This window comes from Streptomyces sp. 796.1, from assembly GCF_047525675.1.
Classification (GTDB): Bacteria; Actinomycetota; Actinomycetes; order Streptomycetales; family Streptomycetaceae; genus Streptomyces.
Genome location: NZ_JBLIWA010000038.1, coordinates 79,181 through 102,910, shown reverse-complemented (window position 1 = coordinate 102,910; position 23,730 = coordinate 79,181). Strand labels below are relative to the sequence as shown.

The window sequence follows — 23,730 nt, the reverse complement described above, 5'->3', positions numbered from 1 at the left end:
CTACCCCAGCACCGTAACCCCAACTGTCCTATTTTCTCCGCATACGCAACTTATGCGCCGCGAACGTGTCACACCTCGGGCCGCAGCATCGGCGGATTGAGCAGCGTCGCCCCACCGGCTCGGAACAGTTGGGCCGGCCGGCCCCCCTGACGCGTCGTCGTTCCCCCGGTCGGCACCAGGAACCCCGGCGTCCCGGTGACCTTGCGGTGGAAGTTGCGGGGGTCCAGCGCCACTCCCCACACAGCCTCGTAGACGCGGCGCAACTCGCCCACGGTGAACTCCCGCGAACAGAACGCGGTGGCGAGCGAGGAGTACTCGATCTTCGAACGCGCCCGCTCCACGCCGTCCGCCAGGATGCGGGCGTGATCGAAGGCGAGTGCATCAGCGGGTCCCGACTCCCGCCCGAACGCGCCCTCCTGGTCGAGCAGTGACTCGACGGGGGCCCACCGCGCACTGTGCGCGTCACCACCCGCGCGGGGAGCCGGCAGATCGGGGGCGAGCGCCAGATGGGCGACGCTGACCACGCGCATCCGCGGATCACGCTTGGGGGCGCCGTAGGTGGCCAACTGCTCCAGGTGCGCGGCGTTCGGCGGCGCCGGGAGCGTCGGGTCGTGGGCGAGCAGGCCGGTTTCCTCGACGAGCTCGCGCGCCGCAGCATCTGCCAGGTCCTCATCCGCGCGTACGAAGCCACCGGGGAGGGCCCAACGTCCTTGGAACGGCTGCTCGCCTCGCCGAACAGCGAGGGCGCACAACGCATGCCGTCGTACCGTGAGCACGACCAGATCGACGGTGACGGCAAAGGACGGGAAGGCCGACGGGTCGTAGGGCATGCAGGGATCATAGTCGTCTGCTTGACGATAAAAAGGCTGTTGTACTGCCTTGACGAGATCCACCACACGACCGCGTACATCAGCCTAACCACTCGTCGGCCAACGGCCCACACTCTTCTCACCTCTCCTTCTCAACTCCCGTGCTCTCGTACGGTCCTGCGGCCTTGCGGCCCTCACTGCTCCACGCTGCGCCCCAGGGCCGCAGCACCGCACGCCGGCGCTTGCCTCGCGCCTCCGTGGGATCGCATCCACCGCCAGGACCCGCCTCGCACGGAGGCCACGCGCGCGTGGCACCGCGTCATTGCTGTTGCTGTTGCTGTTGCAGGGTCCGCGGCAGTCGATGTACGGCGCCCTGTCGTTGGGCGCCCACTGCGCGGATGGGACCGCTCCCTGCCTGCACTCTGGCCAACGTGTTCGCGGCGCGCATCCGCCGCGCGGGCGGGGTCGCTCCGGGGCGGCCCCGCCGGCGTGAGAGCGTCGGAGCACGGGCCGGGCCGGTTGCGAGTCGCGTCCCAGGCGCCGAGCGAGGCTCAGGACCGCCGGTCTGCCGCAAGGCAGTAGCCGGTCGATGACCCGCTCGCCGATCCGGCGGCGCTAGCTCCTGCCGTTCGCATCCCGCGGGCCGCCCCGACGCGGCATCCGGTGCCGCCCTCCCGGGCCGCGCGACTCCCCCGCGCCCCTGCCCGGTGCCGGCCGCCTCCCCCTGCTCGGCCGGGCATCCATGCCGCGTCGCCGCTGGCGCGGGACCAGGGGCAGGGGGCCCGGCCCCGAGGAGCCCGAGGAACTCAAGGAAGAGTCGTCGCCCGGGCCACCGCCTGCGCGGTCGGGCGCAGCCGCACCACCCGGTTCCTTCGCCACCTCGGCTCCGTTCACCGTCTCGCCCGCGGGCCGCGACGGCTGCTGCGCGGGCCCCTTCCGCCCCACACACGGGACCGCGCTTCGCGTGCCCCGTTGGCGTACGCCCCGCACGGGCTTCTCGCCGAGCCGGCACAGCTCCCCTTGAACCGCCGCCCGCAACGCACCGTCCGCCGAACGCCTGGCCCGCTCCACGCGCAGCGATTGGCGCAGTTGCTCGGGGTCGATGCCTTCGTTGCACGCCTGGTGCAGCAACTGGGCGAACACGTAGTCGGGATCGGCGTGCAGGGCGCGGCTGAGCGCGACCTTGGCCTCGGGCTCATCACCGAGCGACCAGGAGACCCAGCCCGCCAGGGCCAGCGGCGCCGCCGCATGCTCCGCGTAGGCACCGACGCAGCGTCGGGCGAGCGCCCGCCACAGGCGCAGTGCGGGCTCCGCCTGCGGTCCTTCCATCCATTCCGCGGCCTGGTCACGGGTGACCCGGTCCTGGAGGCCAAGGATGATCTCGGCCGCCTCGTTCTGGGCGAGCAGGGCGTCGTCCCGGTCGTCCGCCGCCGAGCGTCCAGCGACCGGTGCGGCTTGGCCGAAACGCTCAAGGACACGTTCGGCGAGGTCAAGCGTCCGTGAGCGCACCGCGGTGGCGGAAGATCCCAACATGTCGGGGACGAGGTTCCTGGCTGCCTGGTCGAGTGCCTCCTCCTGCTCGGGCGCGCGGGAGGCGGACAGCGGTGCCAGCCGGGCCTCCATCTGCCGCAGGGAGCCCCTCACCTGGATTCCGGCGTACGTCGCGGCGGCGGCCATACGCGAGGTGCCGGGCAGAATCAATGGTGTCCCGTCGGGTGAGCAGCAGCGCGGGTCAGGGCAGCAGTAGGACCAGAAGGTGCCGTTCGAGATGCACAACGCCTCCAGGACCGGGGCGTCGAGCTTGCCGCAGGCGACGCGCAGTTGCTGGGCGAGCGGACGGAGTCGCTCCATCACCTGCTGTCCGTCCTCGCCGCGGCTGGGGTCCTGGCAGAAGAAGAGGATCACACCGGTGATCTGGGCGCCTCGCCTGCGGCTGTCCGTGATCAGGCAGTCCGCCAACTGGTCACACGTCTCGGGCCAGTCCTGCGTGGTGGCCGGGAGGCCGAGGCGCAGCCGTCCTCCGAAGCGGCCCCGCTCACCTTGCAGCGCGAGCATGACCACGCTGTCGGTCGGATAGAAGCCCAGCAGATACGGGAGGGCATCGGCCAGCTCGGCCGGACTGCGCAGGGTGACCTGAGGGAGTTCGGAGGTGAGTGCGGGCTGGTGCGGGCCCGGCGCGTCATCGGCGTCGAAGGGGCTGGAGGGCTCGTTGCGGTTCGTCATGGCCCGAGGTTCGCGTGCTCCGCAAGATCCCACCAGACCTGTGGATAACTCGTAGATTATCCCATTGTCGTATTAATAGGGTGAGGGTGGAGTTATCCACAGGCTGCCGGGTCCGTTCGCGTGATGTCAGTGGCATCGGGTTGCATGGGGGCATGACCAACGACGAACTCCGCGTCTCCGCCGACCGTGTCCTCTCCCGCCTCGTCGGCGATACGACGGACACGGCGAGGCTGCGCGAGGACCAGTGGCGCGCCATCGAGGCGCTCGTGGCCGACCACCGCAGGGCGTTGGTCGTGCAACGCACCGGCTGGGGCAAGTCGGCGGTCTACTTCGTGGCGACGGCGCTGCTCAGGGAGCGTGGCAGCGGGCCCACAGTGATCGTCTCGCCGCTCCTGGCCCTCATGCGCAACCAGGTGGAGGCCGCCGAGCGGGCCGGCATCCGCGCACGCACCATCAACTCCGCCAACATCGAGGAATGGGAGACCGTCCAGGCGGAAGTGGCCGAAGGGACCGTTGACGTGCTCCTCGTCAGCCCCGAGCGGCTCAACAACCCCGACTTCCGCGACCAGGTGCTGCCCAAGCTCGCCGCCTCCACGGGGCTGCTCGTCGTCGACGAGGCGCACTGCATCTCCGACTGGGGACACGACTTCCGCCCCGACTACCGCCGGCTGCGCACCATGCTGGCGGACCTACGGCCGGACGTCCCCGTGCTGGCCACCACCGCCACCGCCAACGCCCGGGTGACCAAGGACGTCGCCGAACAGCTAGGCACCGGCGACGGCACCGCCGAGACCCTCGTGCTGCGCGGCCCGCTGGACCGGGAGAGCCTGAGCCTCGGCGTGCTGAACCTTCCGGACGCGGCGCACCGCCTGGCATGGCTCGCCGACCACCTCAACGAGTTGCCGGGCTCAGGCATCATCTACACCCTCACCGTCTCCGCAGCGGACGAGGTGACCGCGTACCTACGGCAGTGCGGGCACGAGGTCGCCGCGTACTCGGGCAAGACGGAGGACGCCGATCGGCGGGCCGCCGAAGCCGACCTCCTGGCCAACCGCGTCAAGGCGTTGGTCGCCACGTCCGCCCTGGGCATGGGTTTCGACAAACCCGACCTCGGCTTCGTCGTGCACCTCGGCTCGCCGGCCTCACCCATCGCCTACTACCAGCAGGTGGGCCGTGCCGGCCGTGGGGTGGAGCACGCCGAGGTGCTGCTTCTGCCCGGCCGCGAGGACGAGGCGATCTGGCGGTACTTCGCATCGCTGGCCTTCCCGTCAGAAGAGCAGGTCAGGCGCACTCTGGAGGTGCTGACGGCGGCGGGCAGGCCGCTGTCGCTGCCCGCCCTCGAACCACAGGTCGAACTGCGCCGGTCCCGGTTGGAAACCATGCTCAAGGTCCTCGACGTCGACGGAGCGGTCCACCGCGTGCGCGGTGGCTGGACGGCCACCGGACAGCCATGGACGTACGACGCCGAGCGGTACGCCTGGGTGGCACGTCAGCGAGCGGCCGAGCAGCAGGCCATGCGCGACTACGCCACGTCGACGGGGTGCCGGATGGAGTTCCTGCGCCGGCAGTTGGACGACGAGGCGGCCACGCCGTGCGGGCGCTGCGACAACTGCGCCGAGCCGCGCTTTTCTGCCGAGGTGTCGCCCGCCGCGCTCCAGGCGGCGCGCGGCGAATTGGACCGGCCCGGCGTGGACGTCGAGCCGCGCCGTATGTGGCCCACGGGACTGCCCGCGATCGGGGTCGAGCTCAAGGGCCGCATCCCCGCGGGGCAGCAGGCCGCGCCCGGGCGGGCCCTCGGCAGGCTCTCCGACATCGGATGGGGCAACCGGCTCCGCCCCCTGCTCGCCCCGCAGTCGCCCGACGGCGAAGTGCCAGGCGACGTCGCCGATGCCGTGGTGACGGTGCTCGCCGACTGGGCCAAGGGGCCCGGCGGCTGGGCCTCCGGCGCATCCGACGCACCGCGCCGACCGGTAGGCGTGGTCACCCTCGACTCCCGGACCAGGCCCCGGCTGGTCCACTCCCTCGGCGAGCGGATCGCGGCCGTGGGTCGGATGCCGCTGCTCGGCACCGTGACGTACCGGGACCAGGGCGTCGACACGCGCGTTCCCCGGACCAACAGCGCGCAACGGCTGCGGGCCCTGGACGGCGCCCTGACCGTGCCGCCCAAGCTGGCCGAGGCGCTGGCCTCCGCAGGCGGCCCCGTGCTGCTCGTCGACGACTACACGGACACCGGCTGGACCCTCGCCATAGCCGCCCGACTGCTGCGACAGGCTGGCGCGGAAGGCGTGTTTCCGCTGGTTCTCGCGGTGCAGGGGTAACCCTGGGCACCCCGAGTGGCATGGCCGTGAGAAATATAGGAGACATATGGCCGGATAGCGGTCGTTCTTACTGGTTGTTCATTGCCGCGATCCAGCGTGCCGGCAAGAATTGGCCTTGGCTCCCTGGTCGTTTCATCGCCCCAGGACTGGGCGCTTCCATGGTGTGCGCCACGCCCGTCGCATCGCCCTGCTCGGGCACACAGAGGAAGGAGGACCGTGACGTACGGCTTCGCCCCACCCCCCGCGTCAGATCCTTCTCACCGCCTGGCGCGCATACTCGAACCCGCCGAGTGGGCCACCGCGGGCATCCCCCTGCTGTCCAACCCGCGCGTGTTGATCAACGGTCTGCACGCACGTCACGCTCCCACGCCGGCCACCGCCGTGATCGCGGTGTTGCACCAGGACGGGCGGCTCGCAGCCAGCGCCTCGTTCCGCCAGCACGGTAAAGACGCGGACGGTTGGGAGCTACGGAACGGGCTGCTGGCGCGGCTTCGCCGGATCATCCCGCACGACCTGCGGCTACGGGCTCCCGTGCGTACCGCGGCGCTCTTGTACTGCCGCGAGGGCGAAGGCGGCTGGACGGTGGAAGACGGTGCGTGGATGTGGGGCCTGCGAGACGCCTGCACACTGCACGGTCTGCGCTGTGGCGCGTACATCACCATGACGCCGGGCGGCTGGCACGTACTGGGAGACGGCCGCCACGGCCGCCGCCCGCACACGGGCTCGCCGGGCGGGCCCCTCATACCGGACGGGGCCGGCGCCTCGGGTGGCAGCGCGCGACCGTCCAGACCTGGCGCCGTCCCCGCCAACCCCCGGCACACCGCTGCCTGCTGACGCCCGCACGTGCGGTGGTGACCGCGGCCGTGGTCACCACCCAACGCGGCGGTTCGACGACGACACACCCGGTAGGTACGTACACACGGGTACGCACAAACGCCCCCGGCCGGACGTGCCCCGTAGGGTACGTCCGGCTCAGGGTGCATGCCGTATCGGTTATGTCGACCGGCTGCGGTCTAAACTCCGGCCGCCAGCATGGTGTTGATCCGCTGGGGGTCGCCGCAGACGATCAGCAGCACGCCAGCCCGCGTCAACGCCTGGGGCAGCGAACGGGCAACGTCCTCGTCCGCGCCGCCGTTGACCGCAACGACCACGACGGGACGGCCGGTGGCGCGGTCCGCATCGGCGGCAGCGTAGAAGACGTCATCGCCCGCGTCGTGCTGGGCCCAGTACGACGCGTCACCGAAGGACAGCTCGTGCGTGGCCCAGGGGTGCGGGTCGCCGGTGGTGAGCACCAGGACGTCGCCCGGCGCCCGACCGGAGTCGAGCAGCAGGTCGACGGCCTCGTCCGCGGCGTCCAACGCACCCTGCTCGGAAGCGGGGATGAGCTGGATCTGCGGCGTGGCCGACGCCTTGGTCGAAGCGGAGGGAGCGGCCGGCGCCGACCGGGCAACATCCGCGGGCGTGCGCTGTGCCGGGGCGGCCGGGACGCGGTTTTGTCCGGGGCGGCCGGGACGCGGAGCGGGCCGGGGGCCTGGGACGGGACGGGGGGTCGACGCGGCGCGGCCAGCGGGCGGCGCTACGCGGGGACCCGGGACACTCTCGTGAATCTGAGGCTCCTCGGGGATGAGAGGCATATGTGATGTCTATCAAACGCCAACGCGGAGCGCGTCGGCGGGTGGTGAGTTGGGGCCGGTCAGACCCCGGTGAAGTCGAAACCGAGCTGGCCTTCGCCTTCCAAGTCGGTGGTGGTGCCCTGGGGGATGCGGGTTCGCTTGAGGTGCTGCCAGCGCGGCAGCGAGTCCAGGTAGGCCCAAGAGAGCCGGTGGTGCGGGGTGGGGCCCAGTTCCTCCAGGGCTGCACGGTGTGTGGGTGACGGGTAGCCCACGTTGTCCTCGAAGCAGAACGTCGCGCACCCGGCGCCGAGTTCCGCCATCATCGCGTCTCGCTGCACCTTGGCCAGGACCGAGGCCGCGGCCACCGCGATGCACGACTGGTCGCCCTTGATCACCGTACGGACCTGCCACGGCGCGCCCAGGTAGTCGTGCTTTCCGTCGAGGATCACGGCGTCGGGGCGCACCGGAAGTGCGGTGAGCGCGCGGGTCGCGGCCAGGCGGAGCGCCTCGGTCATGCCCAGCTCGTCGATCTCCTCCGGCGAGGAGTGGCCGAGTGCATGGGCGGTGACCCAGGTCGTCAGCTCCGCGGCGAGACGCGTACGGCGCTCTCGTGTCAGCAGCTTCGAGTCGGTGAGCCCGGCGGGCGGGCGGCGCAAGCCGGTGATGGCTGCACAGACCGTGACCGGCCCTGCCCACGCTCCGCGACCGACCTCATCGACACCGGCGACGACCTTCGCTCCCGTCTTGGCGCGTAGCGAGCGCTCGACGGTGTGGGTGGGCGGTTCGTAAGGCATGGCGATGCTAAGACTACGCCGCCCGGGTGAGGCTTTGTGCACTTGGCGCGGGGAAATTGCACGGGTGCGCGATTCTTTGTGGCGGCTCGCGGAGCCAGGTGGTCGCATACCTGGTCGACGCCGCCACGAACGGTGTCCGCGGGGCGCTGGTGCGTTACCGACGACGGCCCTGACATTGCCCTGGTCACGTCCCTGACCACAATCCTGGTCAGGACATCCGGACGGCCACTGCCGCGCGTTCACGGAGTGGTCGCGGGCGGCGGCATCCCGTCGAGCCGGGCTCGACGGCCCGGGACCAGCCCGGGAGTTGGCGTGACGCCGGGTGCTTCGTACGGCGTGACCGCGTGCGCATCGACATACGCACGCGGTCACCCGGCGGCTCCCACTGCCCCTGGCTACGAGGCCGGCGTGTGGCTCGGCCGCATGATCATCGACCGGGGCACCGCCGAGCAGGCCGATCCTGGGACGACTGAGCGGGCTCGCGCCGATTCACATAAGGGCCCGCGACCCACGCATGGGCCCGCGCCGCCGCAGGGGGCGTGCTGCTCAGCTCGAAGTCAGCGCCCAGTCGGGGAGCTGCTCGGTCTGTTCCTGCCACTCGGCGGGCGGAGCGCCCGACTCCCGTGCGGCAACGACCCCGCCGACGATCGCGCAGGTGGTGTCCACGTCCCCACCGGCCTGGGCCGTCACCCAGAACGCCTGCTCGAAGGAGGCGAGGTTGCTGGCCGCGGCCCACAGGGCGAAGGGGACGGTGTCGTGGGCGCTGGTACGGCGGCCACACCCGAGCACGGCGGCGACGGTGACCGGGTCGTCGAAGTCCAGCATGTCGCGCGCCCGGCGCAGACCGGCCTGAACGGCACTGCGCGGCACGAGCGCCACGACCTCCGCCAGCAGCCGGTCCGGCTCCCGCGGTCCGGCCGGGTCGGCGACCAGCGCTGCTGCCGCCGCCACCGCCATCGCCCCGGCGACCGCCTCGCGGTGCTGGTGGGTCGTGTACGCGGAGATCTCCGCCTGGTGCGTCGCCTGCTCGGCGTCCCCGGCGTACCAGGCGCCCAGCGGGGCGATGCGCATCGCGGCCCCGTTGCCCCAGGAGCCCTGGCCGTTGAAGAGGGCTGCGGCCAGCTCACGCCAGTCCGCACCCTCTCTGACCAGCCTCAACATGCGGTTGACCGCTGGGCCGTAGCCGCGGTCGAAGTCATGGTGGGTGGCGAAGGACGCGGCCAGCGCGTCTTGATCAATACGGCCGTGCGTGGCCAGTACGGCAAGCACCGAGCAAGCCATCTCGGTGTCATCAGTCCACTGCCAGGGGCCGGGCGGCACCGTACGTGCTTGCAGGGAAGGGTAGTTGGCGGGGACGAAGAACTGGGAGCCGAGGGCGTCGCCCACGGCGAGCCCGCGCAGACTGGCGTGGGCGCGTTGGATGCGGTCAGCGGTCATCGCAGCGAACTCTAACCGGTAGCGGATACGGCTCGGGCGTACACCAACGCTCGAAGGGACGGTCCAGCCGGTACCTTCCGTCCGCGTCGAGCAGCAGGGTCCGGTGCTCGGCATTGCCCGGATTGGACAGCGACTCGAACTCGGCCACGCTCCAGTGGAACCAGCGCATGCAGAACAGGCGCATGGTCAGCCCGTGGGTCACCAGCAGCACGTTCGGTGGGTGGTTCGGGTCCTCGAAGCTGCGCCACAGGCTCTCCAGGAAGGCGCCGACGCGGTCGTACACGTCCGCGCCTGACTCACCTTGTGCGAACCGGTAGAAGAAGTGACCGTACGCGTCGCGGTACGCCTTCTGTTTGCGCACGTCTTCCCGGTCCTGCCAGTTGCCCCAGTCCTGCTCGCGAAGGCGCGGCTCTTCCCGCACCCGGGTCCGCGACGGGTTGAGCCCGAGCAGGTGGAACGTCTCATGAGTGCGACGGTAGGGGGAGACGTACGCGGAGATCGGCTCGGTCCCGAAGGTCCGCCGCAGCACGGCACCCGCCTCGGTGGCCTGTCGCTGACCGGTGGCCGTCAGGGCCAGCGCATGGTCGGGCTCCCTTTCGTAGACGGAGTCGTCGACGTTCCCCTCGGACTCGCCGTGCCGGATGAGGACGATGCGCTGGGGTCGTGCCATGCCGCCACCCTAGATCGCCTCCCGCGCCCCTGCCCCGGCGAGCACCTCCCCGTCGTGTCTGTCGGGCCGGGTGCCCAGCGGCTGCTGGGCACCGAGTCGGCCCGCTCGCATTTCGCGGTGCGTCCCGGTGAACCGGCTGCGCATGAGTCGATCGTGGGTGACGACGACCAGCGCTCCGGACCAGTGCGCCAGGGCCGTCTCCAGCTCTTCCACCAGGTCGAGCGCGAGGTGGTTGGTCGGCTCGTCGAGCAGCAACAGGTCCATCGGCCGGGCCAGCAGCCGAGCAAGGGCGAGACGGCGGCGCTGCCCGACCGAGAGCGAGCCCACCGGTATGTGGAAGTCACGCTCGCGGAAGAGCCCGTACGACAGCAGTTGCGCGGCGTGTTCGTCCGGCCCGTGCGGCAGTCCTCGGCCGAAGGCCGACAGCAGGCGCTCCTTGGGGTTGCCGACGGGGATCTCCTGTGCGAGGTAGCCGATGCGTCCGCGCCGGCTGACACGTCCGTCATCGGGTTGGACCACCCCGGCCATCACCTGGAGCAGCGTTGACTTGCCGGCGCCGTTGCCGCCGTGGACGAGCAGCCGCTCCCCCGCCCGTATGGAGAGCGAGTCCACGAGCAGACGATCGCCCACCCGCACCGCTTCCAGGGCGACCAGCTCCCCGCTGGCCGTTCCGAGCGCCGGGCGGGCGGTGAAGCGGAGCGGGGCCGGCGGTGGAGGCACCGGGTCCGCATGGAGTCGTCGCAGCCTCTCCTGAGCGTTGCGCACCCTGCTGGATACGGACGCCTGCACTCGCCCCCTGTCTCGACCGTAGGCCATCTTGTTGCCGTCCTTGCGAGCCCGTCCCGGTGCCACCCGCGAAGCGGTGGTAACGGAGGACTCGGCGAGTGCGGCGACCTCGGCGCACCACTCCCGGTGGGACTGCTCCCACCGGTGCCGGGCTGCGGCGCGCTCCGCCACGAACCCCGGGTACCCGCCGCCGTACCGCACGAGCGTGCGACGGTCGCCGTCCACTTCCACCAGGGCCGTCGCTATCCGCTCCAGGAAGACGCGGTCGTGGGAGATGGCGAGCACGGTGCCGCGATGGCTGCGCAGCGACTCTTCCAACCAGGTCAGCGCCGCCCCGTCGAGGTGGTTGGTCGGTTCGTCGAGCAGTATGACCTCGGGTGCCGCCGCCATCATGCAGGCCAGGCCGAGCCGGGCCTGTTCGCCGCCGGAGAGCTCACCGAGCCGCCGCTCTCGCCCGATGCCGGCCAGGCCGAGCGCCGTCAAGGCCCGGCCGATCCGCGCGTCCGCCTCGTACCCACCGCGGGCTTCGAATGCGGTGAGCAGGTCGCCGTACGCCTCCAACTGGTCGCGATCGGCGACGTCCAAGGTGCGCTCCAGCGCGCGCAGCCTGCGCTCCATGTCCCTCAGCTCGCCGAGCGCCTGGTCCATGGCGTCTCCGACGCTGCGGTCCGGGGGCAGCTCCGGGGTCTGCGCAAGGTAGCCCACTCCGCCGTCGGCGGTGCAGGTCACCTCGCCGCGGTCGGGGCGGTCGGCCCCGGCGACCAGGCGCAGCAGTGTCGACTTGCCGGAGCCGTTCTCCCCCACGATGCCGATCCGCTCGCCGGGCCGCACCGAGAAGGTGACGTCGTCGAGCAGGAGGCGGTCGCCGCGGGAGACGGTGACCGCACGGAGCGAGATCTGTGTAGGCATTGCCCTCCCAAGATTTTCGTCCAGGACTTCAAATGCAACTCAAGTTGCGTTACGCTCAGCATGACACGCTCGCCCTCTTAACGCAATCGGAGTTGCATATGGTTCGGGAGCCCGCCACCCCGCCGGGCACCGTGCGCCCCGGCGGACGCACCGCACGCACCCGCACCGCCGTACGGGACGCCGTCATCACCGGCCTGGCCGATCACGGGTATCCGGGTCTGACCGTCGAGTACGTCGCGGAGCACTCCGGGGTGCACAAGACGACGCTCTACCGACGCTGGGGTGGCGTCGAAGGGCTCATCGTGGACGCGCTGGACCTGGCCGGGGAAGATTCCTGGACGCCGCCGGACACCGGCACCCTGGAGGGCGACCTCCGCGCCTTGGCCACCGAGGTGACCACCACCTTCAACGACCCGACGACGGCCGCGGCCCCCGGCGCCTTCATCGCGGCGGCCTTCCAGTCGGAGCACGCCGCCCAGGGACTGCACACCTTCTACCGCGAACGATTCAACCGGTGCGGTCCCCTCATCGAGCGAGCCGTCCAGCGCGGCGAAGCACCCCCGGGCACCGATGCTGCGGCCGTGGTCAGCGCCGTCTCCGCCCCGCTCTTCTTCCGCCTCTTCATCACCCGGGAGCCCATCGACGCGACCGACGCCGAGCGAAGCGCGCTGGCCGCCCTGGCCGCGACGCGGGCCGGGGCCTTCATAGGCTCCGGTTCCACTACTCCCACCAAGCAGCAGAGCCCGGCCGGCGCAACACCCGTCACAGACTGACGGGCCTCCGGGGCTCCGCACGCCCCCGGCTGCCCTGAAGCACCCGACCAACTCGCCGCCGCACGGAGCAGCCGTCCGGACGCCAGGTCCCACCCACCCGCCGGCGGGCTCCGCCACCAGCGACGACGCCTACGAGAAAAGGCCCCGAATGGGGCAAGCAGAGAGGGAGGTCATGTCGAATCCAGCGCGGTACGAAGCGGCTGTAAGGGCCGTGGCGACCTTCCTCAGGTGGTGCCGTGCGGCGTGGACGGCGGTGTTCACACCGTCCAGGACGGCTCGATGGCCACGACGTCGCCCGTCACTGCCGTCACATCCGTGTCCACCTCGGCCCGGTCTCCGAGCCGCTGCACCCGGCCTTCCCGGTACTTGCCGTGCTCGGCCGCCGAGTTCCACATGGAGAGCACGAGGAACTCGTGGCCGGGAGCCTGACCGAATACGCCGCGCAGCATGCCGGGAGAGCCGGCCATCGCCGGATTCCACACCTGTTCCTGCATCAGCGTGAAGTGCTCGACCCTGTCCTCGTGCACCTGGCAGTGCGCCACGCGCACCAGGTCCACGTCGCCGAACTGCGGCTCGAAGCCGACCTTCACGTCGAACTGCCGCTCAAAGAGCAAGACCTGCATGTCCGTGTAGGTGCTCGCCTGCGCTGCTGACAGCCGGTCATGCGACCGCGCCATGAAGGAGTCGTAGAACGACCTGCTCTCCCAGAAGCCGAAGACGTGCGCCACGTTCGGGCGCTGCCGACTCCACCCGCCGCCCTGCCCACGGAAGCCCGGCTCGTTGAGCAACCCCGCCCACTCTCGCTGCCCACGCTCGAACCCGGGACGGTCAACCACGGAACAACGAATCCACTTGACCAGCACCGCGCCATCGTACGGCCCCCAAGGCCACCGCCGTCACAAACCGGAGGCATACCCCTGGACAAGCTTTTCCGCTTCGACGGTGCTCAGCTCGATGCCGAACTCGCTGAGCAGCACATCAGCCAGCTCATCGCCGGCAACCTGTCGTGCGTGCTGGCTGCCGTCAGGGCGTGCGACGGACAGCCACGCGCCGATCAAGTTACGTCGCACGCTGGGCTCAGTCCGTTGAACGACGGGCCGGGAGACGAAGGGAGATCGCGCATGGGTCGAGACGTAGTAACTGCGGAGTTCATAGTCCACCGGGTAGCGCTCTTCTGCGGTGAAGGCGTACAGGTCGAACCATCCGTCCGGGTGCAACGACCGCAGCGCCCACACCCCCTTGGCCTCGCTGACCAGCCCGAAGGTCCAGTCGCCCTGTCCTTGCCTGGCACCGTCGACCCAGGGCAGCGGTTCCAGCAAGCCCTCCCCGCCGAATCCCACGTCCGCGATCCAATCCGCGCCGTCCACCGCCACCCGCAACAGCATGTGCGTCTCGGCCAGCAGCTTGTCCGACCCCATGCGTACGCGGGCGCCAAGTCCCGTCACCTGGAAGCCGATCCGTTCCAGCACGGCGGCGAACAGCAGGTTCTGCTCGTAGCAGTAGCCGCCGCGCCGCTTCCGCACCATCTTGGATTGCAGGGCCTCGATGTCCAGCATGATCGGCTGTCCCAGCAGGATGTCCAGGTTCTCGAAGGGGATCGCCGCGGCGTGGGCGCGATGCAGGGTGCGCAGGGTGTCCAGGTCGGGGCCGAGGGCTTGCGTCCCGTCGACCGGGCGTTCGCCCTGGTTCGGGTTCCGGGCCGGCCCAGCGGTATCAGTGGCGGCGGCAGCACTGATGCCGACCGGCCTGGCCACGCCCACGCGTGCCAGGTAGGCGTCCAGGTCCAGCCGGTCGCCGCCCCACATGAGCTCACCCATTCGCGCTTCCTCTCCCCACTCTCGGCAATCCAACCAAGAACGATTCCTTTCAAAGGGGGCGTTCTGCTAGAGAGCCCTCCAACACCCCACAGGGCACGCCGACCGAAGGGCGCGTACGGGCGTCGCACGTGCGAGGCCGGGCCGGTCGCCCCCGCACGCCGCGCAAGGCTCGGTGCCCTCCTGGTGGAAAAGCGCCGCTCGGCACCTGCGGCGGCGCCTCACGATCGAGTCCGCCGCGACCGGCTCCCGCCACGTGGCGTGATCGCCGTACCCACCAGCAGCCCCGACGCCGGTCGGCTCGACCAGCCGGACCGGCCTGGCCGACGTGCCCGTCTCGCGTCGCGCGGCAGACGCGAGGTGGGGTGCCGACGCAAGCGTCGACACCCCACCCGATCAGCTAGTTCAAGCCCGCCACCGAGCCTGCGGTCAGCTGCAACCGCTGGTGGACCCGCATCCCTCGCACAGGTAGCAGCTACCCGCGCGGCGCATCTTGGTGCCGCAGGAGAAGCAGAGCGGGGCGTCCGCGTTCAGGCCGAGTTGCATCTCCACCAGCTCCGTCGAGTTGTGGACCTGCTTCGGCGCCGGCACGGTCGTGACTTCGGGCTTGCGCTCCACCGGCTGCGGGGCGGTGAACTGGCGGGGAGCCGACTGCGCCAGCCCCTCGACGTCCACCTCGTCCTCGTTGGCCTCGTACGAACCGGTGTCCAGGTGGCGCTGCCGCTCCTCCGCCGAGTGGATGCCGAGGGCCGACCGGGTCTCGAAGGGCAGGAAGTCCAACGCCAGGCGGCGGAAGATGTAGTCGACGATCGACTGGGCCATCCGCACGTCCGGGTCGTCCGTCATGCCCGCCGGCTCGAAGCGCATGTTGGTGAACTTCGAGACGTAGGTCTCCAGCGGCACGCCGTACTGCAAGCCCACCGAGACCGCGATCGAGAAGGCGTCCATCATGCCCGCGAGGGTCGAGCCCTGCTTGGACATCTTGAGGAAGACCTCGCCGAGCCCGTCGTCCGGGTAGGAGTTGGCCGTCATGTAGCCCTCGGCGCCACCGACCGTGAACGAGGTCGTGATGCCGGGGCGGCCCTTGGGCAGCCGGTTGCGGACCGGTCGGTACTCGACGACCTTCTCCGGCTCCGGCTCGGCCTTGGTCTCGGCTTCCTTCTTCTTCGCCGACAGCGGCTGGCCGACCTTGCAGTTGTCGCGGTAGATCGCCAGCGCCTTCAGGCCGAGCTTCCAGCCCTCGAAGTAGACCTCTTCGACCTCTTCCACCGTGGCCGACTCGGGCAGGTTCACGGTCTTGGAGATCGCGCCGGACAGGAACGGCTGGGCAGCCGCCATCATCCGTACGTGGCCCATGGCCGAGATGGCCCGCTCACCCATCGCGCAGTCGAACACCTCGTAGTGCTCGGGGCGCAGCCCAGGGGCGTCGAGCACGTTGCCGTGCTCGGCGATGTGGCTCACGATGGCCTCGACCTGCTCGGGCTGGTAGCCGAGCCGCTTGAGCGCCTTGGGGACCGTGTTGTTCACGATCTGCATGGAGCCGCCGCCGACCAGCTTCTTGAACTTCACCAGCGCCAGGTCGGGCTCGACACCGGTGGTGTCGCAGTCCATCATCAGGCCGATGGTGCCGGTCGGGGCCAGCACCGACGCCTGGGCGTTGCGGAAGCCGTTCTTGTCGCCGAGCCGGATGACGTCCTGCCACGCCTCGGTCGCCGCGGCCCACACCGGCGTGTCCAGGTCGTCCATCCGCCTGGCCGCACCGTTGGCGTCGGCGTGCTGCTTCATGACGCGCTTGTGGGCATCGGCGTTGCGCGCGTACCCCTCGTACGGGCCGACGACGGCCGCCAGCTCCGCCGAGCGGCGGTAGGAGGTGCCCGTCATCAGCGAGGTGATGGCACCGGCCAGCGCACGGCCGCCGTCGCTGTCGTAGGCGTGCCCGGTGGCCATCAGCAGGGCGCCGAGGTTGGCGTAGCCGATGCCGAGCTGCCGGAAGGCGCGGGTGGTCTCGCCGATCTTCTCGGTCGGGAAGTCCGCGAAGCAGATGGAGATGTCCATCGCGGTGATGACCAGCTCGACGACCTTCGCGAAGCGCTCGGCGTCGAACGACTGGTGACCCTGGTCGTCGTCGCGGAGGAACTTCATGAGGTTGAGCGAGGCGAGGTTGCACGAGGAGTTGTCCAGGTGCATGTACTCACTGCACGGGTTGGAGGCGGTGATGCGGCCCGACTCCGGCGAGGTGTGCCAGTGGTTGATGGTGTCGTCGTACTGGATGCCCGGGTCGGCGCAGGCCCAGGCCGCCTCCGCCATCTTCCGGAACAGGCCCTTGGCGTCGACCTTGTCGATGACCTCGCCGGTCATCCGCGCCCGCAGGCCGAAGGAGTCGCCGGTCTCGACCGCACGCATGAACTCGTCGTTGACCCGGACCGAGTTGTTGGCGTTCTGGTACTGCACGGAGGTGATGTCGTCGCCGCCCAGGTCCATGTCGAACCCGGCGTCGCGCAGCGCGCGGACCTTCTCCTCCTCCTTCACCTTGGTCTCGATGAAGGCCTCGACGTCCGGGTGGTCGACGTCGAGGACGACCATCTTGGCGGCGCGGCGGGTGGCGCCGCCCGACTTGATCGTTCCTGCGGAGGCGTCGGCACCGCGCATGAAGGAGACGGGGCCCGAGGCGTTGCCGCCGGAGGAGAGCAGCTCCTTGCTGGAGCGGATGCGCGAGAGGTTCAGGCCGGCGCCCGAACCGCCCTTGAAGATCATCCCCTCTTCCTTGTACCAGTCGAGGATCGACTCCATGGAGTCGTCGACGGAGAGGATGAAACAGGCGCTGACCTGCTGCGGCTGCTTGGTCCCGACGTTGAACCAGACCGGCGAGTTGAACGAGAACACCTGGTGCAGCAGGGCGTACGTCAGCTCGTGGTCGAAGATCTCGGCATCGGCGGGCGAGGCGAAGTACCCGTGCGTCTCACCGGCCTTGCGGTACGTGCTGACCACACGGTCGATGAGCTGCTTCAGGCTGGCCTCGCGGCTGGGCGAGCCCACGGCACCGCGGAAGTACTTGCTGGTGACGATGTTGACCGCGTTCACCGACCAGAAGTCGGGGAACTCGACGCCGCGCTGCTCGAAGTTGACCGAGCCATCGCGCCAGTTGGTCATGACGACGTCTCGACGCTCCCAGACCACCTCGTCGTACGGGTGCACGCCGGGGGCGGTGTGGACGCGTTCGATGCGCAGGCCCTTGGTCGCCTTGCTTCCCTTGGAGCGGGAACCTCGTGCCGGGCCGCTCGTCGTCTCTGTCATTCCGCCTCCCTGATACGGGCAAAAACGCCCTATTACGCCAGTTTGTTCCATGGCGCGATGCCTGTCTGTCGCCCGCGAACGCGGAGCGCGTTCCGGGCAGGTCTCTGTGTGGCCGCTACTCGGCGGCGCGCGCCACCCCGGCGCGCAACTCCGCGACCGCGGCCTCGAAGTCCTCAAGGGACTCGAACGCCTGGTAGACGCTGGCGAAGCGCAGGTACGCGACGAGATCGAGCTCCCGCAGCGGGCCGAGTATGGCCAGGCCGACGTCGTGGGTGCTCAACTCGGCACTGCCGGTGGCGCGGACCGCCTCTTCGACGCGCTGCCCGAGCTGCGCGAGGGCGTCTTCGGTGACCGGACGCCCCTGGCACGCCTTGCGCACCCCGGAGATGACCTTGTCGCGACGGAAGGGTTCGGTGACACCACTCCGCTTGATCACCATGAGTGACGCCGTCTCCACGGTGGTGAACCGTCGGGAGCAGTCGGGGCACTGCCGGCGCCGGCGGATGGAGCAGCCGTCGTCGGTGGTACGACTGTCGACCACACGGCTGTCGGGGTGCCTACAGAAGGGGCAGTGCATGACTCCCTCACCCTTCCCGCCCTGAAAACGGCGCACGAAATTCAGCGTCACCAAAGCTCTGCCAGGCCCACCGGGGCCCGTCGACGCGACCCCAAGCATAGGCGAAGACCTGAGCGAGGTTTCCCCCAGGGACCACAACCTATGGGCAACTGCCGCACATCAAACCACTAGATCTGGGGGCAGTGCGTCAACATCGGCCGTGGCGTGTCGAGCGGGGACGCAGCCATGAGGGTACGGGAAACGCGGCAGAGCCGGGGCCACGGGGCACCCGTGGCACACTGAAGGCCCACCGATCCAGGCCCCTTACCGCGCCACGCACCACGGCGCCGCATCGCGGCGAACCACGCCGCACCACGCCAGGACGCGCCGTACCCGGCTAGACGGATCCCACCGAGCACGCGCCCCAGCCCTCGCGAAGGCCAACCGCCCGGAACCGCCCCACACGCCGCGCCCCTCACACACAGTGACGCCGACTCGGCGGCAGGGGCCCCGCCGCGAGGCGCCCCTCTCGCGGGCGATACCTTAATGGCCCGAAATAGCCCTTCGCTGCATACACGAACCCTCGTGATCACGTCAGCTAATCTGCGGATTTTCACTCGAACGTGTGTTTGGCGCAACCTTTCGAAAGCAACTACCGTTGGCTAACTAGGGAGAACATATCGAGAGGGGTCGACGTGACCACGACCGCCGAAAGCGCCACCATCTCCGCCCAGGACCGCTCCCGGAACCGACCCGAATCGGCACCCACGATGAATGACGCCATCACGCATCAAGAAGGGCAGCGGCCCACCCGCTCGCTGCCCGGCCGACCTCCGGGAATTCGTGCGGACAGTTCGGGCCTCACCGATCGCCAGCGGCGCGTCATCGAGGTGATCCGCGACTCCGTGCAGCGCCGGGGCTACCCGCCGTCCATGCGGGAGATCGGGCAGGCCGTGGGCCTCTCCAGCACCTCGTCCGTCGCCCACCAACTGATGGCGCTGGAGCGCAAGGGCTTTCTCCGCCGCGACCCGCACCGACCCCGCGCCTACGAGGTGCGCGGCTCCGACCAGCCCGCCGCAGCGCCGCCCGCCGACACCGCGGGCAAGCCCGCCGCCTCGTACGTACCGCTCGTCGGCCGTATCGCCGCTGGTGGGCCGATTCTGGCCGAGGAGTCGGTGGAGGACGTCTTCCCCCTCCCCCGGCAGTTGGTCGGCGACGGCGAGTTGTTCGTCCTGAAGGTGGTCGGGGACTCCATGGTGGAGGCGGCCATCTGTGACGGGGACTGGGTCACGGTGCGCCGGCAGCCGGTCGCCGAGAACGGGGACATTGTCGCGGCCATGCTGGACGGCGAGGCGACGGTGAAGCGCTTCAAGCGGGAGGACGGACACGTCTGGCTGCTCCCGCACAACGCCGCGTACCAGCCGATCCCCGGCGACGAGGCGACGATCCTCGGCAAAGTAGTGGCCGTACTGCGCCGCGTGTGATCGCCTCTCACGACCGGCCCCGGGACCACTGCGCCGGTTCCGGGGCCGCCCCTCTCCGCCTCTCCCTGCGCCTCGCCGAGGGGGCTCGTACGGACGGGCAACGCGGTACGACACGGGATCGGTGAGCGACCACCCGCCCACCCCGCCCCGAGGCATTGGGCGCAAGCGCTGATGAACGGGCCCCCGGGGCCGTCCCTCTCGAACAGGGGCGGCCCCGGGGGCCTCGGCATGCATGGGGCCCGCAGAGCGGGGGCGCTCGGCCTATTCGCTCGCCTTGGCCGCGGCGTCGATGGCGGCCAACGAGCGTCGCACCTGGTTCCGATCGGTCGTGTACCAGAAATCCGGCATCGAGGAACGGAGGAAGCTGCCGTACCGGGCCTTCGCCAGCCGGGGGTCGAGGACCGCGACCACGCCGCGGTCGCCCGACGCGCGGACCAGACGACCGGCGCCCTGCGCCATCAGCAGCGCGGCATGCGTCGCCGCGACCGCCATGAACCCGTTGCCGCCGGCTTCCTCGACCGCCTTCTGGCGGGCGCTCATCAGCGGATCGTCCGGGCGCGGGAAGGGGATGCGGTCCATCACCACCAACTGACAACTCGGCCCGGGCACGTCCACGCCCTGCCACAGCGAGAGCGTGCCGAACAGGCAGGTGGCCGGATCTGCGGCAAAACCCCTGATCAGCTCGCCGAGCGTCTCCTCGCCCTGGAGGAGGATGGGCTGGTCAATGCGCCCGCGCAGCTCTTCCGCGGCCGTCTGAGCTGCCCGCATCGAGGAGAACAGGCCGAGGGTGCGCCCGCCCGCCGCCTGGACCAGCTCGGTGAGCTCGTCGAGCATGTCGGCGCGGCCGGCCTCGCGGCCCGGCTGGGCCAGGTGCTGGGCGACGTACAGGATGCCCTGCTTGCGGTAGTCGAACGGCGAGCCGACGTCCAGGCTCTTCCAGCGCGGCATGGCCGGCTCGTCCGTGCCCGACTTCTCGGCCATGCCCTCCGGGGCGAGCCCCAGCGAGGCCCCCACACCGTTGAAGTCGCCGCCGAGCTTGAGCGTCGCCGAGGTCAGTACGACGGACCGGTCGGCGAAGAGCTTCTCGCGCAGCAGCCCGGACACCGACATCGGGGCGACCCGGAGCGAGGCGCCGAACCGGTCATGGCGCTCGTACCACACGACGTCGTACTCCGAGCCCTCCACCACGCGCTCCGCGACGGCGTGCACGTTCTCCACCGAGGCCAGCGCCTGCTTGCGCACTGCGTCCTCGTCCGGCACCGACTTGTCGCGGGTGCTACCGATGGCCGAGATCACCGTGCGGGACGCGTCACGCAAGGCCATCAGGGCGTAGCCGAGGTCCTCGGGGATCTCTTCGAGACGGCCGGGGAGGGCCAGTTCCATCAGCCGCTCGAAGGTCTCGGCGGCCGTCTGGAGGGCGTCCGCCGCCTTCTCGTTGACGAGCTTGGCAGCGCGCCGCACCGCCCGGTTGACCTGGCCGGGGGTGAGCTCGCCGGTGGCGGCGCCGGTGACCCGGGAGACCAGTTCATGCGCCTCGTCGATGATCAACACCTCGTGCGGGGGCAGCACCGGGGCGCCCTCGATGGCATCGATGGCGAGCAACGCGTGGTTGGTCACGACGACGTCGGAGAGCTTGGCCCGCTCCCGGGCCGCCTCCGCGAAGCAGTCCGCGCCGTACGCGCACTTCGATGCGCCCAGGCACTCCCGCGAGGAGACGGACACCTGCGACCAGGCACGGTCGGAGACGCCGGGGGTCAGGTCGTCCCGGTCGCCGGTCTCGGTCTCGTCCGCCCAGTCGCGCAGCCGCAGCAGGTCCTTGCCCAGTCGGCTGGTCGCCTGCCCCGGCAGGGTGGCGGCGGCCTCGAACGGGTCGAAGAGCCCTTCTTCCTCGTCGTGCGGCACGCCCTCGTGCAGGCGGTGCAGGCAGAGGTAGTTGGAGCGGCCCTTGAGCATGGCGAACTCGGGGCGCCGGCGCAGCAGCGGGTGCAGCGCGTCGACCGTACGCGGCAGGTCACGCTCTACGAGCTGGCGCTGGAGCGCGAGCGTCGCCGTGGCGATCACCACGCGCTCGCCGTGGGCGATGGCGGGCACCAGATAGCCGAGCGACTTGCCGGTGCCCGTCCCCGCCTGGACGAGCAGGTGCGCGGGCTCGCCCGCCACCTCACCCCCACCGTCGTCCTCGGGAAGGAAACGGGACGCGCCGATGGCCTCGGTGACGGCTTGGGCCATGCTGACCTGCCCGGGACGCTCCGTGCCGCCGACGGCGGCGACGGCGGCGTGCAGCAGGTCGGTGAGAGACGGTGAAGGCGAAGGAGTCATAGGAAAGCCAGCCTACGGGGCACCACTGACAGCGTTCGTCACGAGCCGCCGAGTGGGTTGGGAACCCGGCCGTGCACGGCCGCGTGGGGGCGGTGAGGACTGTCCCGGTAACCGTCCAGGTGCAAGCGGTTGCGGTTCAGGCAGAGCCGCTCGATCGTCGGCGTGAGCAGGTCGAACAGCTCGAACCGCGGCGCGAGCTCCGGGAACCTGTGGTGGTGGCGGAGGATCTCGGCGCGTACCAGGGACCAGAACTGGCCCTGTGGGAGGCCGAGTTGCGCCTCGTAGAGCGGGGCCAGATACCGGAAGACGCCGACGAACAGGCCGGAGTGGATGAACTGGGTGAGGAAGCCGGGGGGCTCGGTGAGCAGCACGCGACGCACGTCATCGGGCATGGCGGCCAGTTCCGGCAGCGGCTGGGCGCTGACGTTGATGTCGTCGACGAAGTCCTTGATCGCTAGGCGTACCGGGACGTCGTGCTCGTCGAAGACGACGACGGTGTTCTCACCATGTGGCGAGAAGACCGTTCCGTAGCGGTAGAGGAAGCGCAGTAACGGCGGGAGGAGGGCGGCGAACAGGTGGCACAACCAGTCGTGCGGCGTGAGCCCGGAGCGCGCCACCAGTTCCGCCGTGAAGGAACGCCCCCGCGCATCGGTGTGCAACAGCGCGGCGAGGGTTCGCGCGCGCTCCCCCGGTTCGAGCTGGGGCACCAGGGGCTCGCGCCAGATGCACCCGAGCAACTCCTTGTACTGGTACGGGACTCCCGGCAGGCGGTCGTAGAGCGGGTGTTCCACGGTGACGGACGCGGTCTCGCCGAGCAGGATGACGCGGGTCTCGTCGCGCAGGAACGGATCGCCGTCGCGCAGGCCGTGCACCCAGGCCGTCACGGCGGGCGCGGCGAGCGTGCGCTCGGTGGGCAGGCCCCGCCACACCAGCGTGTTCAGCACCGAGAGCGGGAGCTTGACGGTGCGCGCCTGTGGCCTGCTGATGTTGAGGAAGGTGCGGATGGACTGCTGCGGCAGTCGCAGGGCGTTGTCAGTGGGCAGGGGGATGATGGTGCCGTCGGCGAGTTGCGGGGCGAACAGCGGGGCGATCACCTCGTCCCACTGCCAGGGGTGGACGGGGAGCCAGAGGTAGTCGGCGGGGTTGCGGCCGAGTTCGGACAGCGTGCGGCGGAAGGAGGTGCGGGTGGGGGCGTCGAGTTCCTCGCGGTAGAGCCGGTCCGGCGTGGCCAGCTCGGGTACGCCGCGGTAGTGGGCCATGCCGCGTTGCACGGCCAGCCAGGGCAGCAGGTGGGCGCGCCGGGCTTCGGGGGCCCAGTGGGCGGCGTCGGAGGCGGAGAAGCCGAGGCGGCCCTTGTTGGCGACGAGCCAGGGGTGGCCGGTCTGGTGGCCTTCCAGGTCGGCGTAGTCGAGATCGGCGAGTTCGGCGGCGGTCAGGGCGCTGGTGTGTAGGCGGACGTCGGCGGCCAGGGTCGCGGTGAGCTCGCGAATCAGGTGTCCGGTGGTGTCGCCGGCCAGCCCGAGCAGGTCGTGATGGGCCCGGGCGAGGAAGCGGAGCGGGTCGGTACAGGGGGTGAGGGAGTCCGGGTCGACGTGCCAGTGGCCGTAGGCGCCCCGGCGGGCGCGGAACCGGTAGGTCACGCCGTCGACCTCGGGGAGCCGATAGCTGGCCTCGTCGGTGGCCTGAGCGTTGGCAGGATCGGTGGCGGGGCCGGGGGTGGTCTCAGCGGTGGGGCTCGCGGTGGCTTCGGGGGTTGGGCCGGTGCAGCCGGGTGGCGTGGGCTGCTCGTCGGGCTCGGGGACGAGTACGCCCTCGTAGGCGAACTCGGCGAACATCTTCGCCAGCATCTGGCGGCCGGCCCAGCGCCATGCGTCGGGCTGCGGCGGTGGGAAGGAGGGGGCGGGCGTGGGCAGGCGTGGGGTGCGAGCGGC

Annotated in this window: 17 protein-coding genes; 4 read left to right on the top strand and 13 right to left on the bottom strand. The window is 70.5% G+C overall.

Features of this window, described 5'->3' with window-relative positions; genetic code table 11:
- Positions 1-68 precede the first annotated feature (68 nt).
- Both ACMA1D_RS23850 and ACMA1D_RS23845 read right to left on the bottom strand, forming a co-directional pair.
- Positions 69-830, bottom strand: a complete 762-nt coding sequence (locus ACMA1D_RS23850; protein ID WP_414726053.1) for an NUDIX hydrolase — start codon at positions 828-830, stop codon at positions 69-71.
- A gap of 594 nt (positions 831-1,424) precedes the next feature.
- Positions 1,425-3,032, bottom strand: a complete 1,608-nt coding sequence (locus ACMA1D_RS23845; protein ID WP_414726052.1) for a DUF4192 family protein — start codon at positions 3,030-3,032, stop codon at positions 1,425-1,427.
- Between the two features lie 152 nt (positions 3,033-3,184).
- On the opposite strand from ACMA1D_RS23845, the gene ACMA1D_RS23840 reads away from it, so the two are divergent.
- On the top strand, positions 3,185-5,350 hold the full coding sequence (locus ACMA1D_RS23840; RefSeq protein WP_414726051.1) for a RecQ family ATP-dependent DNA helicase: 2,166 nt from the start codon (positions 3,185-3,187) through the stop codon (positions 5,348-5,350).
- Positions 5,351-5,566: 216 nt separating this feature from the next.
- Positions 5,567-6,184: a hypothetical protein gene (locus tag ACMA1D_RS23835; RefSeq protein WP_414726050.1), complete on the top strand. Its 618-nt coding sequence runs from the start codon at positions 5,567-5,569 to the stop codon at positions 6,182-6,184.
- 179 nt (positions 6,185-6,363) lie between these two features.
- Here the strand turns inward: ACMA1D_RS23835 and ACMA1D_RS23830 are convergent, their stop codons facing one another.
- The 5 genes from ACMA1D_RS23830 to ACMA1D_RS23810 form a co-directional block, all read right to left on the bottom strand.
- Complete coding sequence (locus ACMA1D_RS23830; protein WP_414726049.1) at positions 6,364-6,984, bottom strand: hypothetical protein; 621 nt, start codon at positions 6,982-6,984, stop codon at positions 6,364-6,366.
- Positions 6,985-7,043: 59 nt separating this feature from the next.
- On the bottom strand, positions 7,044-7,757 hold the full coding sequence (locus tag ACMA1D_RS23825; protein WP_414726048.1) for a ribonuclease HII: 714 nt from the start codon (positions 7,755-7,757) through the stop codon (positions 7,044-7,046).
- Between the two features lie 546 nt (positions 7,758-8,303).
- On the bottom strand, positions 8,304-9,194 hold the full coding sequence (locus tag ACMA1D_RS23820; protein WP_414726047.1) for an ADP-ribosylglycohydrolase family protein: 891 nt from the start codon (positions 9,192-9,194) through the stop codon (positions 8,304-8,306).
- Complete coding sequence (locus tag ACMA1D_RS23815; protein ID WP_414726046.1) at positions 9,184-9,864, bottom strand: histidine phosphatase family protein; 681 nt, start codon at positions 9,862-9,864, stop codon at positions 9,184-9,186. The genes ACMA1D_RS23820 and ACMA1D_RS23815 overlap by 11 nt, the downstream gene beginning before the upstream one ends.
- A gap of 9 nt (positions 9,865-9,873) precedes the next feature.
- On the bottom strand, positions 9,874-11,559 hold the full coding sequence (locus ACMA1D_RS23810; RefSeq protein WP_414726045.1) for an ABC-F family ATP-binding cassette domain-containing protein: 1,686 nt from the start codon (positions 11,557-11,559) through the stop codon (positions 9,874-9,876).
- A 98-nt stretch (positions 11,560-11,657) separates the two neighbouring features.
- Here ACMA1D_RS23810 and ACMA1D_RS23805 point away from each other — a divergent pair, with 98 nt between their 5' ends.
- Positions 11,658-12,332, top strand: a complete 675-nt coding sequence (locus tag ACMA1D_RS23805) for a TetR/AcrR family transcriptional regulator (protein ID WP_414726044.1) — start codon at positions 11,658-11,660, stop codon at positions 12,330-12,332.
- A 257-nt stretch (positions 12,333-12,589) separates the two neighbouring features.
- Here the strand turns inward: ACMA1D_RS23805 and ACMA1D_RS23800 are convergent, their stop codons facing one another.
- The 4 genes from ACMA1D_RS23800 to nrdR form a co-directional block, all read right to left on the bottom strand.
- Positions 12,590-13,195, bottom strand: a complete 606-nt coding sequence (locus ACMA1D_RS23800) for a YdbC family protein (protein WP_414726043.1) — start codon at positions 13,193-13,195, stop codon at positions 12,590-12,592.
- 33 nt (positions 13,196-13,228) lie between these two features.
- Positions 13,229-14,149 (bottom strand): arylamine N-acetyltransferase family protein, encoded by a 921-nt coding sequence (locus ACMA1D_RS23795; protein WP_414726042.1) that lies wholly within the window; start codon positions 14,147-14,149, stop codon positions 13,229-13,231.
- 426 nt (positions 14,150-14,575) lie between these two features.
- On the bottom strand, positions 14,576-17,440 hold the full coding sequence (locus ACMA1D_RS23790) for a vitamin B12-dependent ribonucleotide reductase (protein ID WP_414726041.1): 2,865 nt from the start codon (positions 17,438-17,440) through the stop codon (positions 14,576-14,578).
- A 115-nt stretch (positions 17,441-17,555) separates the two neighbouring features.
- The gene (gene nrdR, locus ACMA1D_RS23785) at positions 17,556-18,017 is read right to left on the bottom strand and encodes a transcriptional regulator NrdR (protein ID WP_414726040.1); all 462 of its coding nucleotides are present in this window, start codon (positions 18,015-18,017) and stop codon (positions 17,556-17,558) included.
- Between the two features lie 674 nt (positions 18,018-18,691).
- On the opposite strand from nrdR, the gene lexA reads away from it, so the two are divergent.
- Positions 18,692-19,480, top strand: coding sequence for a transcriptional repressor LexA (gene lexA, locus ACMA1D_RS23780; protein ID WP_414726039.1), 789 nt, complete (start codon positions 18,692-18,694; stop codon positions 19,478-19,480).
- A 261-nt stretch (positions 19,481-19,741) separates the two neighbouring features.
- On the opposite strand, the gene ACMA1D_RS23775 is transcribed toward lexA, so the two are convergent.
- The gene (locus tag ACMA1D_RS23775; protein ID WP_414726038.1) at positions 19,742-21,799 is read right to left on the bottom strand and encodes an ATP-dependent DNA helicase; all 2,058 of its coding nucleotides are present in this window, start codon (positions 21,797-21,799) and stop codon (positions 19,742-19,744) included.
- Positions 21,800-21,837: 38 nt separating this feature from the next.
- On the bottom strand, positions 21,838-23,634 hold the full coding sequence (locus tag ACMA1D_RS23770; protein ID WP_414726037.1) for an IucA/IucC family protein: 1,797 nt from the start codon (positions 23,632-23,634) through the stop codon (positions 21,838-21,840).
- Between the last annotated feature and the right edge of the window lie 96 nt (positions 23,635-23,730).